General features: G+C 56.3%; 6 protein-coding genes. All 6 read right to left on the bottom strand.

Features of this window, described 5'->3' with window-relative positions; all coding sequences use genetic code 11:
- Positions 1–249: 249 nt before the first annotated feature.
- A complete protein-coding gene (locus tag LPB405_RS00995; RefSeq protein ID WP_219101592.1) occupies positions 250–2,082 on the bottom strand; it encodes an S-layer homology domain-containing protein in 1,833 nt (610 codons plus the stop codon).
- 419 nt (positions 2,083–2,501) lie between these two features.
- Positions 2,502–4,637, bottom strand: coding sequence for an S-layer homology domain-containing protein (locus LPB405_RS00990; RefSeq protein WP_219101590.1), 2,136 nt, complete (start codon positions 4,635–4,637; stop codon positions 2,502–2,504).
- A 272-nt stretch (positions 4,638–4,909) separates the two neighbouring features.
- Positions 4,910–6,844 (bottom strand): superoxide dismutase, encoded by a 1,935-nt coding sequence (locus LPB405_RS00985; protein WP_306823288.1) that lies wholly within the window; start codon positions 6,842–6,844, stop codon positions 4,910–4,912.
- 363 nt (positions 6,845–7,207) lie between these two features.
- Positions 7,208–9,271: a hypothetical protein gene (locus LPB405_RS00980; protein ID WP_257604938.1), complete on the bottom strand. Its 2,064-nt coding sequence runs from the start codon at positions 9,269–9,271 to the stop codon at positions 7,208–7,210.
- Between the two features lie 228 nt (positions 9,272–9,499).
- The gene (locus LPB405_RS00975; protein ID WP_219101588.1) at positions 9,500–12,751 is read right to left on the bottom strand and encodes an S-layer homology domain-containing protein; all 3,252 of its coding nucleotides are present in this window, start codon (positions 12,749–12,751) and stop codon (positions 9,500–9,502) included.
- A gap of 236 nt (positions 12,752–12,987) precedes the next feature.
- A complete protein-coding gene (locus LPB405_RS00970; RefSeq protein WP_257604937.1) occupies positions 12,988–15,000 on the bottom strand; it encodes an S-layer homology domain-containing protein in 2,013 nt (670 codons plus the stop codon).
- Positions 15,001–15,023: the final 23 nt, after the last annotated feature.

The following is a 15,023-nucleotide window of genomic DNA, read 5'->3' as shown; positions in this document are numbered from 1 at the left end:
GTACAGCCCACACTAGCGTGGCAACCGGCAAAAATACCTCGAAAAACCGCGGAACAGCACCGGGCGACAGTCCCGCACGCGCCCCTACAGATACCTTGCAGTCACCTCATAAACACCCCGCAATGGCACAGAAAAGCCGGGCCGGCGGGATAAAACCAACGTTTCATCGCCGCCAGCCCGGCATAATCCATAGACCCTAGAGACTAGTCCTAGCGAACCTTATAAAGCCCTAGTGAACCTTATAGAGCCCTAGCGGACCTTGTAGTTCATCAAGAAACCAGCCAGCTCACCACGGCTCACCAGCGCAGACGGGTGGTACTCAGAGCCCGGGAAAACCTGTAGCTTCTGCTGCTTAGCCCAAGTAATCTCACGGTAGAACGCAGAGCCGACCTTTACATCGGTGTACGGCGCCTCAGTCGCAACAACCGGCTTCTTACCATCGAAACGGTACAGGAACGCCGCAACAGTAGCGTTAGAAACAGACGCATTCGCGTGGAACTTACCATCAGACCAGCCGAAAGTAATGCCCTTCTGACGAGCCCAAATGTACGCAGTGTAGTTCGGGTCATCGGTCTTCACATCCGGGTACGGGCTAGTAGCCGGCAGGGTAACCTTCGGGGAACCAGCCAGGCGGTACAGCGCAACAGTCAGCTCACCGCGGGTCGCATCATCATTAACGCCGAACCAATCCTTCTCACGAGAATCAATCAGCTTCTGATCAGCAGCCCACAGAACAGCCTTGTGGTTCGCGTGAGCAGCCGGAACATCAGCGAAACGCTCATGAGCCTTCTTGTTCGCAGACTCACCGGTCAGAGTCAGGTAATCGGCAGCGATGCGCTCGCGCTGACCATCTGCGTAGTTAATGGTTACGAAAATAGCGTAGCGGCTATCCTCATCCAGCTTGGTGCCGTCAACGTTAACGGTGGTCTCAAATGCGCCAGTTGCCACACGGTCAGAGTTCAGAGTGATGCTATCCAGAGCCTCACCGGTCGGGTTGCCGTCAGCCTCAGCCTCAGAGAACAGAACGTTCACGGTAGCGCCAGCCGGAACCTTGAAGTCCTTACCCTTCACACGGATAGTGGTCGAAGAGCTCAGATCCACCGTGTCAGTGCTCAGGGAAACCGAAGGCGAAGCAGTCTTAGCGTTCTCGCCGTTCACCGGAACAAACGCCTGAGTGCTCAGCGCCTGGCTGTTCGCCTCATCGTTATCTTCCGGAACGTTGAACTCGAAAGTCTGCACAACGTAGGAGCTGCCGGACTTCAGGGTGCCCGCCGGGATGTCCAGAACCGTCGAGAAACGGCCGTTAGTGTAACCCATGTACTGGCCAAAGAAAGCAGAGTAAGAGGTGAACTTAGCCTCCGACTGAGCCAGCGCGGGGCCGGTCGCCTTACCGGTCGCCGGATCAACCGCACGAACCGCCACAATTAGCGACTCGCTACCGTTGTACGAAATGTTCTGGAAACCGGCACCGTTCACGGTGACCTTAGTGTTCTCAGAAGCATTCACCGACGAAGCGTCGTACGACAGAGTCGGGGAATCAACGGCGGGAACATCCGCAACCTTCAGTTCAGCACGAACTTCATCCGCGGGAATCCAGCCGTCTTCAGCGTCATCGCGGTAACCGAGCACAACATCGAAGGACGAGCCATTGGCCTCCAGATAGTTAGCGCCGATAGAAGCGGTCAGGTTCACGGTGCCGTCAGCCGCAAAGGCGGAGGCGGGAACATCCTGAACATAGAACGGGTAATCACGCGGGCGGTGCGGCGGGAAAGCAACGCTTTCACCCTTCGGAACAACGTACAGGCGGAACGACTTGCCTTCAACGAAGTCCTTGGAGAAACCGGAGCCGCTAACGGTCACGTTGCCGCCCTTGAGAATGTCAAAAGTGCCGGAGGTAACCTGCAGACGCTGAGCACCCTGAACCTCACCCTGTGCAACAGCCTGGGCAGCTACCGGAGTAGCAGGTGCGGCAAACGCGGGGGAGAGGGGCAAGAGCATGGCGCCCGCCAGGGTGATGGCGCAGCCGCTCTTGGCCATGTTTTTGGGTAGCGCAAAGCGCATGTGGTTGGGAAGTGAGGACATTGTTATCCAATCAGTTTTTATCGGTGTCACGCATCGAGTGTGGTGCGCATAAACACCGTAGCAAATAGTTAAGACGTGCTGGAACCTGAAAGGTCATCAGTGCGAAAAATGCCTGTGTGTTTTATCGCATGTCTTAAGGTGAAGTATAGCTTTAAAAAGTATGTGCATGACGTGGAAAATATGCCTAAATAGTGTGCTGATAAGCACAAACACCGGTCACTGTACAAAAAAGAAAGCACAAAAAACCCACCGCATTCGAAAAATTCGCACCTATGCAACCTCTGCAGGTTGAGAATATTCACAATGCGGTGGGCAAGGCAACATAAAAGTCACCCACAATAAAAGTGGCACATAAACAGAGCCATAAAGTCGCCTATTTGACGAAAGCTACCCAAAATAGCTAACACCACGGCGAGACACTATGTGAGACGGCTGCCGCCGTGCTCCATGCGGTACAGCATCGTAGCGAGTTCCGTGTGCCCAATAAACGACGGCACATACGCCTCATAGGTAGACTGTTCGCTGATATAACCCCAAATGCGCTGATCAATCGCCCACTGGGACTCCTTACGGAACGAGTAATGCCAGCCAAGAACAGTATTCCACCCGCCTTCAGAAAAACCACCCGGCAGACTACTCTTCTTTGACGCCGAAGAAACAGGACGAGGCTTTGCCGCAGGAACCTTACCCTGCGCCCTCTGATACCTATACAGGAACGCCACCGCCGAAGAATTGTAAACCTTCGCATCCGGGTGGAAATTGCCATCCGCCCAACCGAACGTAATGCTTTGCTGACGAGCCCACACAATCGCGGCATAGTCCGGGTCGCTAGGCTGAACATCCGGATACGGGCTGGCCTCCGGAAGCTCAACCTTCGGCGAACCCGCCAACATATAGAGAGCCACCGTCAGATCACGGCGCGTTATATTCTCAGAAGAATAGGACTCTGATTTGGGAAGCTGCTGAGCCTTGTACCACCTCTTCGCAGCCTCACCCTCCTCAAACGCGTTCACCACCAAACCAAGGTCAGTAGAAACAACCTGCTGCACAGAATCCGCGGCACCACCCTGACCGGGAAGAACCTTCTCCACCACTAACTTGTAACCGCCCTGATAATTGAGCGCCTCACCGGGAACAGCGAGGGTCGCCTCCGTGTAACCGCTCTGGATACGGTCAGCCGCAATATCCTGCTCCAGCGCCTTCTGACCCGTCAGATTGCCAGAAGCATCCGTAGCCTGCAGCGAGAAACGGTAATGACCCTCGGTGAGGTTCGGCAGATTCACGGCACGCACCTGCAACGTGTTCTTCTCCCAATAGGGGCTCACCTGCGGTGAATCAGAATAATATTGGTCCCTCTGCTGCGGCTCAACACGCAGAACCGGGGCGGCATCCTTCACCTCGGTGTTCGAGTTGGGTGAGCGCACCGGAATAAACGGGGCAACATCCGTCAGGAGGCTACCGGGGACCTTCTCCTCATCTGGATTCGGGAAGAAGCCGCTGTAGACGCCAATCATGTACGACTTGCCCGGCTGCAGAGTGCCCGCAGGAATTGTCACATCCGCAGAGAAATAGTTGTTGAGGAAACTCCAGCAATAGTATTCGCCGCAATCCGTATAACGAACTGCATGCGTGAAAACGGGTTTGCCCACCATCTTTCCCGTTGCAGGGTCAACCTCATACAGCATCAGATACGCCGGGGCGCTCCCCGGCTCAAGAAGCTGCTTAGAGAGAATATGGTAGCCCTCAATCTTCAGCTGCGTATCAACCCAGGGGTTATCAATCGCCGGCATGCTGTACACATAAGTAGTCTGACCCGGCTCAGGGTCCTGAGTCAGGCTGAGCGGAGTGTGGGCAGTAAGACGGGGATCCTCATACTCCTCGGCGTTCGGCTCGCGCTCGCCCGCCGGGTAGTAGGTCAACACCACGTCAAGGGCAGGCGAAGGGATCGCCCGGATGGTCTGCTTCTTGACCTCGAAGGTGAAGGTGAGGCTTCCGTCCGGGTTGTCGTGGACGATACCGTCTTCTCGAAGATGATCGACCTTGCCACGGTACAGGGGATTTTGGGTTGCCTCACTGGTACGGGACCACCCGTAATCGGTACCACGGTTCACGAGGCCGAACTGGAAGAGCTTGTACTTCTTACGGAACTCGGGGCTCAACGGGGAGGTCGTCACGGACACCGTGCCTCCCTGAGAAATGTTGAGGGTGCCGGTAGTGACCTTCAAATCAATCTTGTCAGCATCGCTAATACCGGTTGCGGCATCCGCCTCAGCGGCGCCGGGGGCGGCAGCTACGGGGGTTGCCTGCAACGATGCGGCAGGGGAGGCGGCGCCTACCTGAACGGGGGCCGCTTGAGCAGTCTGTGCGGGTTTCGCCGGTGCCGCATCAGCATGCACAGCAGGGGTGACCGCCATCGCCGGGGCCATGCCCAGCAACAGGGAGAGGCTGATTGCCTTCTTGCCCTGAGTCTTTAGAGTGCGGGCATTTTGGGCAGGGGCCTTTAGGGCGGGCATCTTAGCACCCTGAGCGGTGGTTGGTCGGAAGAAAGAAGACACGGTTATCCCATCTAATGTTCTGCACAGTGGTTTTCTGCGAGGTGATTGAAGCGAGTGAGGGAAAACGTTGAGTGAATGGGGGGGGAGAGAGAAATGAACGGTGAAAATGAACGAAAAGTTGAGTAGAAGAGGGGGCGCACCATGCGTCTTAGCGAAAGTGCTGGCGGGCTGAAAAGCCGGGCGAATCAGCCCGCCATCACCGATTGTAAAGCAACACAGTATCAGGCTGTGTGGCCGCGGGAGGCGACTCTCAAATAACTACTTCAGGGTAACTACTTGAGGTGGCTGCCGCCGTGCTCCATACGGTACAGCATGACCGCCAAGTCGTCGGTGGGCGTTTGCTCCCAAGTAAAGTACTCGCGTCGCCCATCCTTGGCGTAGCCCCAAATACGTTGCTGTACAGCCCACCGAGATTCACGCCAAAAAGCGCTACCCTCCTCCAACTCCGTAGCCCAATTCTTAGTGCTCAGCTCAGAATCCTTCGACCCCGGCAAGCTACCGTTACGAGGCTGAGGTGCGGCAGTCGGCAAGCTGGGGGACACCTTACCATGCGAACGCTGATACCTGTACAGGAACGCGACAATAGAGCGAGGAGAAAGCTGCACATACGGGTGGAAATTCCCGTCAACCCAGCCAAAGGTCACACCCTGCTGACGAGCCCAAATATATGCCGCATAATCCGGGTCATCCGGGGTGATATCTCCATAAGGACTCGTCGCCGGAAGCTCAACCTTCGGCGAACCCGCCAGACGGTACAACGCCACCGTGATATCACGGCGCGTCATATAGCTGTTTCTACCTGACTCAGAAAACTCAGGAAGAATCTGACGATACCTAAACCACTCCCAGGCAACATCTCCCTCCTTATCCTTCGTCACCTCCAGCTGCAGGTCCTTCGAAATAAGCTGCTCAACCGACTCAACCGCCCCGTCCTTACCGGTAGTCACCTTCTCCAAAACGAGCCTGTACGAGCCGTCATAATTCAGCGCCTCACCGAGGACGTTCAGCTTCTCATCCACCGTGCCGTCATGGATATTCTCAGCAGCAATATCCTGCACCAGTGCCTTCTGACCGGTCAGTCGTCCCTGCTCGTCAACATACTGCACTGAGAAACGGTAAGAGACCCCAGGCTGCTTCTTCAGACCCATAGCACGTACCGGCAGAATATTTTCCCCATCATAAGGGCTCACCGTCGTAGCCTTCAGAAACATCTCAGGGCTAGCTGATTCCTTATTCGGTGAACGTACCGGGATGAAATCTGCAACATCCTTCAGCAGCTCACCGGGGTACTTCTCATCCTCCGGGCGATCATAACCGTAAAACCCGATCTTATAGACCTTACCCGGCTTAAGCGTGCCTGCAGGAATCGTAATAGACGTCTTAAAATGCTCATTCAGGAAGCCGCTACAGAACTCACCGCAATCCGTATACCGAATCCAATCGGTGAATGCTGGTTCGCCTACAATCTTTCCGGTCTTCGGGTCGACTTCATAAAGAGCCAGAAGCGCCGGACCTCCCAGGTCTTCACGATTACCGCTCGTAGTAATGTGGAACCCCTCAAGCGTTAGAGTCGTATCCTTCCACGGGTCATCAATCGCGGAGGCTCCGAAAATGTACTTCGTCTCGGTAGGCTTAGGGTCCTGCACTACATTAATAGGTGCACGCGCCACGAGACGGAAATCAGACTGCCAAGGCCCCGGATGGTAGCCCTTCTGGTAGTACGTCAGAATGACGTCGAAAAGAGTGCCTTCTTCAGCCTCAATAATGAGCGGCTGAACATTGAGGAAGAAGGTGTAGCTCCCATCCGGATTTTCTACCATCTGCTTCGGGTTGCGGTCACGGTCAAAGACGTAGCCGTACTGGGTACCCGGCGTGCGGAAGTAATTATGCCCAAGATGGAAGTAAGAAGAACCGCGTTCGACCAGAGAAAATTCGTAGAATTCGTAATTCTGACGGAACTCAGCACTGAGCGGAGGCGTAGTCAGCGTTACGGTGCCGCCTCGAGAAATGTTGAGAGTCTCGGGAGAGACTTTAAACCCGTCCATTTCAGGGTTGCGGGGCTCTTCTCGCACGTGCGGAAGCGTCTGCTCAGACTCGTTAACATCCTCTTGTGCCGCAACGGGGGAGGCGGGGGTCGCCTGTGCCGGTTGCGCCGGGTGTTCGGGAGCCGCCAGCGCTGCCGGGGTGATACCTGCAAGCGGGCTCAAACCTAGCAACAGTGACAGACTGAGCGCGCGGGCGCTCGCCGGGTGGCGCGGCGCAGTTGAGCGGTACCGGGCGCCTCGTGGTGTGAAGAATGAAGACATCATTATCCCATCTACAAAAAACTGTACGGTGAGTGAAGCGAATGAACAGGTGAAGCGTGAATAAGTGAAGTGAGCGAAAAAGTTGAGCGAATCAAGGGTCGGGAAACCGGGGTGCTGCTCATGGGAAGATTCCCATCGGGTAACGCTCCCGATTCCCCTCACCGGTGCCTGTAAAGGATGCTAGGGGCGGGACTGATCTAGCTGTTGAGCCTGCGGCACAACGACTCGAAGAACACAGTCCGCCAGCCCCCTCACGCACCGAAACTAATCGAGACGGCTGCCGCCGTGCGCCATGCGGTACAGCATGACCGAGAACTCCGAAGATGAAACAGTATCCGAACTGAAACCCTCGGCATAGCGGTGATCATAATCCGTATAACCCCAGATGAACTGCTGAGTAGCCCACAGCGACTCCCGCCAGAATGCAGTATCCGTACGCTCATAATCGGACCAATGCGAACGCGAAACCCGAATCTGAGAATCACCCGGAACACTACTGTTCTTGGGCACAGACGAAGACGGCAAACTGCTCGACTCCGGCGAAGACGCAGGGGCTAGCGCTCGTTGGTACCTGTACAGGAATGCCACCGTCGAGGCAATCGAAAGGTTCGCCTCCGGGTGGAACTTGCCGTCCGCCCAGCCGAACGTAATACCCTTCTGACGAGCCCAAATGTATGCGGCGTAGTCCGGGTCGTTCGGTGCCGCATCCGCGTAAGGGCTGGTTGCAGGCAGCTCAACATGAGGCGCGCCCGCCAGACGGTACAGTGCCACCGTGACATCGCGGCGACTCAAAACGGTCTTACTCTCATCCAGAAGAGCCTGCTGCTTAACCCACTCGACAGCAGCCTTCTGCTCCTCGGTAGTATTCGCCAAGAGATCAAGATTCTCAGAAGCTACCGACTCGACCGCATCCGCGGCATCGTTCTTGCCGGGGGTTACCTTCTCCAGAACAACCTTGTAAGACCCCTCATAATTCAGTGCACTACCGGGGACGTTCAGCGTCTCCTCAGTGGCACCATCGTGAATGCGCTCAGCGGGGATAACCTGCTCCATAGCCTTCTCACCGGTCAGCTCGCCGAAGATATCCGTTGCCTGAACCGAGAAACGGTAATAGCCCTCGGTAAGCTTCGGAAGATTCGAGACACGCGCGGTGAGAGTATTCATCTCCTGATACGGGTTGACGCGCTTATACGGAATGTACAAGTCCGGCCGCGCTACAGGCTGGTCAGGGTTCGGCTGGTTATCGCTCGGCTGCTCCGACTGTACCGGAAGGAACTGCGCAACACTGGTCAGCAGGCTACCGCTATAATCCTCTTCACCCGGGTGGGGAAGATTAGAACCGTAGATACCAATCATGTAGAGCCTACCCGGCTTCAACGTACCTGCCGGAATCGTCATCTTCGTGCCGAAATAGTTATTGCGGAAACCCGTACAGTGATGCAGGCAGTTGCCCGTCAACGGAACAACATGGGAGAAAACAGGACGTCCCATAATCTTTCCGGTAGCCGGGTCTGCCTCGTATAGAGTGACGTACGCCTGGCTGTCGTATCCACCTACGATATTCGGGGGAAGAATATGGTAGCCCTCAACCGTCAGAGTCGTATCCTGCCACGGCTTATCAATCGCCGAAATGCTGTAGCGGTACGTCGGCTGGTCAGGCTCAGGGTCGCGCACCGTGGGCAAGGGAATTCGTGCCGTAAGACGATAATCTTCATACGGATAGTCGTGCGGGTCAGGCTTATCGGACGGGTAGTAGGTCAGCACCACATCGAAGAGCGTACCCTCCGGAACCATCATCCACTGCTTCGGAATGTCAAGAGTGAACGTGACGCTCCCGTCAGGATTATCGTGGGCCTTGCCCTCAGCGCGGAGGCCGGCAACCTTGCTGCCGTACTGCGCCTCAGGAAGGGGATTGCCGTAATATGGCTCAAGGTAATTCTCACCGCGCTCCACAATGCCGAACTCATACAGCGTGTACTTCGCGCGGAACTCGGCACTCAGCGGCGCGGTGGTCACAGAGACGGTACCGCCCTCAGAAATGTTGAGGGTGCCCGAGGTGAGCTTCATGCCAACCGGGTTATCAGGCTTATTCTCCTCAGCTGCGGGGGAGGCGGGGGTCGCCTGTTCCGGGTCTGCCTGAGCGGGGGTTGCCTGTGCCGGCTGGTCCGGTGCTACCTGGGTCGGTGTTGCCAGAGCCGCCGGGGTGATACCGGCAAGCGGGCTCAAACCCAACAGTAACGACAGGCTGAGTGCGCGGGCGCTCGCCGGGTGGCGCGGAGACGTGGAACAGCGCCGGGCGCCTCGTGGTGTGAAGAATGAAGACATCATTATCCCATCTACAAAAAACTGTACGGTGAGTGAAGCGAGCGAAGAAGTCGAGCGGATAAAGCGTGAAAAGAAAACCCTCAACAGGGGAGAAGAAGCCCCGTAAAGCCTGGCGTCGGGCAAAAGAGCCCACAGAGGCAAGGAAGAAAAACAGAGGTGCACCGGCGGGCTGAAAAGTCGAACTACGCCGAACATTCCAGCCCACCGGTCACCCCTCACCACAACCGGGCGCTACCTGAGGTGGCTGCCGCCGTGCTCCAAGCGGTACAGCATCAACGCCAAATCACCAGAGGAAACGAAAGAATAATCAAAGCCCTCATAAACGTGTTCCTTGTCAACGCCGTGATCCCACACGGCGTAACCCCACACGCGGTGATCAACAGCCCACTGAACCTCACTCCAGAAAGCGGTACCCTTAAGAGCCTTATGCTGCCAGCCACCGGAACTCTGGGGCGCATCCTGGTTACCCGGCAGCGAAGAAGAGGTCGGTGCCTTCGGCGTGACCTTGCCCGTCGCCTTCTGGTACCTGTACAGGAACGCCACCGTCGACGGGGCCGAAAGCTTCACCTCCGGGTGGAACTTGCCGTCCACCCAACCGAAGGTAATGCCCTTCTGACGAGCCCAAATGTACGCGGCGTAGTCCGGGTCGCTTGTTGCTACATCCGTGTAAGGGCTGGTTGCAGGCAGGTCAACCTTCGGGGAACCCGCCAGGCGGTACAATGCCACCGTCACATCGCGGCGCGTCAGATTGCTATTCCTGGACTGCGGCGAAGGATCAGGCAGAATCTGACGCTCAGCAAACCAGCGTTCAGCAGCCTGCAACTCATCCTTATGAGTCAGATTCACGGGAATATCCTCGACAGCAAGCTGCTCCACCGACTCACCGGCACCATCCTTACCGGGGGTTACCTTCTCCAAGACCAGACGATAAGCACCCGAATAGTTCAGCTGCTGAGCGATCGTCAGATTCAGCTCCGCCCTGCCGTCCTTGATGAGGTCAGCCGGGATTGCCTGCTGGAACACCGTCTGACCGGTCAAACGCCCCTGCTCATCAACGTGCTGCACCGAGAGGCGGTACGATCCTTCACCCAGCGCATAGAGCTCGGTAGCGCGCACCGTAAACGAGTTCGTCTGCGCGTACGGGTTCAGTTTCACCGACCCAAGGTGCAACGCAGGATGTGCGGTTTCCTGATTGGGGGAACGCACCGGAAGGAACTCAGCAACATCATTCAGCATAGACCCCGGAGAATCTTCCATGCCGGGGTAAGGCAACCCGTCCCCGTACATACCAATAAAGTAGAGCTTGCCCGGCTTCAACGTACCTGCAGGAATCTTCAGCTCCGTGCTGAAGTAGTTGTTGCGGAACCACCTGGAGCTAACTCCGTTGTACGTGTAGTCCACCTGCTGAGTGAACACAGGTTTACCCACCATCTTTCCCGTTGCAGGGTCAGCCTCATAGATAGCAATGACCGGCGAATCATTAGAAATCAGTTCCCTAGCCCGCACGAGGACATGGCGTCCCTCAACCCGCAGCGTCGTATCCTTCCACGGGTTATCGATAGCGGACTGACTGAAGGTGTAGGTCCCACGGGTCGGCTGCGCATCCTGAACCACATCAATATGGGCGCGGGCATACAAACGGTCCGCCAAACTCCAAGGTTCCAGCTCAGCTTCATCCGACGACCAGTAGTACGTCATCACCACATCGAAGAGCTCACCGTCGGCAGCCTCAATGTACTGCGGGGGAACCTCAAACGTGTAGGTGAGGCTACCGTCCGGGTTCTCCCGCACCTGGGGCTTCAAGTCCTTGAGAAACCCGCCGTACTCGTCGAGAGGCGCATAACTATTGTGTTCCGCATACGCGTACAACGATCCGCGCTGCACCAGAACCAGCTCGTAGAAAGTGTACTTCTTACGGAATTCAGCGCTCAACGGAGAAGTCGTCACCGACACCGTGCCACCCTGAGAAATATTGAGGGTTCCCGAATCGACCTTCAACTGAACATTTGCCGGGTTCACCCAATCAAAAGCATCAGCGGCAAGAGGCGCCATCGGAAGCTGGGTGCTCACCGTGAACTTATGGTGACCGTACGAATACTCATAGTCCGAGAACACCACACGCACTTCAGCCACTGAACCGCGAGAAGTCGGCCTATAGCTGGAATAACCGTCAACCTTATACTCAACCTCCACGGTCAGAGTACCGTCAGCATTGCGGGTTACCAGCTCGTCACGCTTATAGTATTGGTCGGCTACATCATTCTTCGCAAAAGGTGCCTTCTCACCAGAGGTAGCGTTATAAATCGCCACAGACTCAAGGTAGTACCCCAGGTCCACCTCGGGTGAGATATTAGAAATAGTCACCTTATAGACGCGGTCCTGACCGGGATCAAAATCCTGCGCAGCAACAGATACCTTCGGCAGGGTATTCCTGAACGAATTATCCTGATATGCCATGCGCGCAGGGTGATTGCCCACAGGAACGAAGGGGAACTTACGCGACAGCTTCTTCCACCCGTTCCCCCCGTGGGTTTCTACACCGGAAACATCCAGGGAATACCCCTTACCGGACTTCAGGACTCCCGCAGGGATAGTAATCTTCTTCTGGAAATAGCCGTTAGGAATCAGACCCTTGAAAATGCGCTGATTCTCTTCCGTATCCGGTGCCTTCAGCTCACCAAGCGAAGCCACATTAGAGTTCGTGACCTTTCCCTGCTCATCATGCTCGGACAGGGTGAAGTCCACGGAGCTGACATCCTGAAAACCGGTACCCGTCAGCGTCACCTCAATCGGCTGGCCGGAAGCAATCTGCTCCTCAGAAATAGCCGAAACATCATAGGTGATGGAGGGGAGCTGCGCCTTCGGGAGGTTGAACTCCACCGGCAGCGCCGTACGGACGCGATCCTCAGTGTTCCACGCATAGGGGTGCGCATCGTCTACGGGGCGGTAGGTCAGAATGACCTCGTACTCCAGATTTGCCGGCAGGCTATTCGCCGGAACCGTCAGGTCAGCGCTGAAACTGCCGTCAGCAGCCGGAGCCGGGGCATCAAAGACAAGGCCGCGGTGATCGACCTTCTGGTAGGGGTTAGCGTAGGTCGAAGAGCCCTTCGGAGCAATCGTGAGGCTACGTAGCTCATGATGCGCCAAGAACTCGGGGCTCAACCCGGTACCCTCCACGTGCACGGTACCGCCGTGAAGAATGTCGAGGGAGCCGCTGGACACGCGCAGGGTCGGCAGGGAAGCATCCTGCTTAGCACCCTGCACGGGAGTGTTCTGCGCAGGTTCGTTCTGCGCAGGTTCGTTCTGGGCAGGCGCGTTCTGCGCGGGTGTTTCTTGAGGCGCTGCCAGCGCCGCAGGAGTAAGACCTGCAAGCGGGCTCAAACCCAGCAACAGCGACAGGCTGAGCGCGCGGGCGCTCGCCGGATGGCGCGGGGTCTCAGAATGGTGCGGGGCACCTCGTGGGGCGAAAAATGAAGACATCATAATCCCATCTACAAAATTTATACGGTGATTGAAGTGAGTGAGTAGATGAAGCGAGTGAAGAAGTTGAGCGGATAGAGCCTGAAAAGCCAGGCTAGGGGAGAAGAAGCCCCGTAAAGCCTGGCGTCAGGCAAGAGAGATCGCCGGGGAGGGGAAACAGAGGCGGCACCGGCGGGCTGAAAAGCCGAACTACGTCGAGCATCCCAGCCCACCGGTTACCCCCTCACCGCGACCGGGCGTTACCTGAGGTGGCTGCCTCCGTGCTCCATACGGTACAGCATCACAGCCACCTGACGGTACGACATCTTGAAGCCGTCAAAGCTCTCATAGAAGTAACCTTGATCAGGCATGTAACCCCAGATACGTTGCTCAATAGCCCAGCGAGACTCACGTGAAAAAGCAGTCTCCGGGCTGATCCAGAGCCGCCAATGAGAGCTAAGTGGGAAATGCTTCTGTTTCTTCGGGTTAGAGTCCGGTAGTGAAGGAGACGTCGGTAAGCTTGGCGACGCCTCCCCCTGGGATCGCTGATACCTGTAGAGGAACGCAGCCGTGGAACGGTCCGAAAGCGGCTCATTCGGGTGGAAGCGACCATCAACCCAGCCGAACGTAATACCCCGCTGACGAGCCCAAATAATCGCGGTATAGTCAGGGTCATCCGGCGTAATATCCGTGTAAGGGCTGACTGCAGGAAGCTCAACCTGCGGCGCACCCGCTAACCGGTACAGTGCCACCGTCACAGAACGGCGGTTCACTGATTCCCAATCGCGATCAGTGGGGTAGCCTGGCAGAATTTGACGGTTCACAATCCATTTCCTGGCAGCCTCCATTTCCCGTTCCTGACTGATATCCAAGTCCAGATCTTTGGAAGCAACCTGCTCAACCGAATCGACAGCGTCACCCTGATTTGGGGTTACCTTCTCCACAAAGAGCCTATAGGCCACCTCAAAATTCAGGGCATAGCCGGGAAGAGAAAGCGTCTGCGCCGTACGACCCTTCTGAATGCTTTTGGCAGGAATCACTTTCTCCCAAGACTTCTGCCCGGTCGGACGGCCATGATCATCAATCGGCTGCAAGGAGAAACGGTAGTAGCCCTTGGTCAGCGGCGGCAGACCCAAAACAGTCACCTTCAAAGTATTATTCTCGCGATAAGGGCTCATCTTATCTCCCGAGACGTAGATGCTGGTGGGAGCTGCATCTTGCTCCGGGGTACCTACCGGGATGAAATCTGCCACATCGGTCATCCATGCACCAGGGTATTCCTCGGAACCCGGGCCAGGATAACCACCGCCGTAGAAACCAATCCTGTACAGCCTGCCCGCTTTGAGAGTACCCCCGGGAATCGTGATAGCCGTACTGAAATGGTCGTTCAAGAAACTATCACAGTACTGATTGCACCTGGTGTAATTCAGATTCTGCATAAACACAGGCGAACCAATACCCTGCCCGGTCACCGGATCAACCTCATAGAGGGTCAGGACCGCCGGGCCTTCAGGACCCCAAAAGGTGCTTTTCGAGAGGATATGGAAACCCTCAACCGTCAGGGTTGTATCCTCTTCCGGGTGCTCGATAGAAGATGAACTGAAAAGGTAGGTGGTCTTCGTAGGTTTAGCGTCCTGCACCACATCGGTAGGAGTGCGGACTACCCGGCGATTCGACCACGTCAACGGATCCGGCGCATACTCATTCGACGGGTAATACGTCAGTACCGTATCGAAGAGAGTCCCCTCTTTAGCCTCAACAATATGGGCGGGAACAACGAGTGTGAAAGTGAGGCTACCATCCGGGTTCTCTCGCACATTACCCTGCTGCTTGAGGTCCCTAACCATCCCACCGTACTGAGTGAGGGGAACATAATTATGGTGCCCGACATGGACGTACGTGGAACCACGTTCCACCAACGCGAGCTCGTGGAACGTGTACTTCTGCCTAAACTCGGCGCTCAACGGAGAAGTTGTCACCGACACGATACCGCCCTGAGAAATGTTGAGGGGGCCTGTCGTGACCTTCAAATCAATGTTCTCCAGCTCAGAGGCGGGATCGCCACCCTGTACTTGAGGCATCTGACGGGCCGGTGTTTCTTGAGTAGTTGCCTGCTGCGTGTTCACAGGGGATGCGGGCGCCGGCTGAGCCGCCACCGGCGTCAAAGCCAGCAGCGGAGACACGCCCAACAGCTGAGTCAAACCCAACGCCAGGGAAGCGCCCGCAACTTTTCGGCGTGCGCCACGGGCAGGCTTAAAGAATGAGGACATCATTATCCAATCTGAATTTTCTGCAT

It is taken from the genome of Rothia mucilaginosa, from assembly GCF_019334805.1.
GTDB lineage: Bacteria > Actinomycetota > Actinomycetes > Actinomycetales > Micrococcaceae > Rothia > Rothia mucilaginosa_C.
The sequence above is the reverse complement of the archived record's forward strand: the minus strand, read 5'-3'. Positions and strand labels throughout refer to the sequence as shown.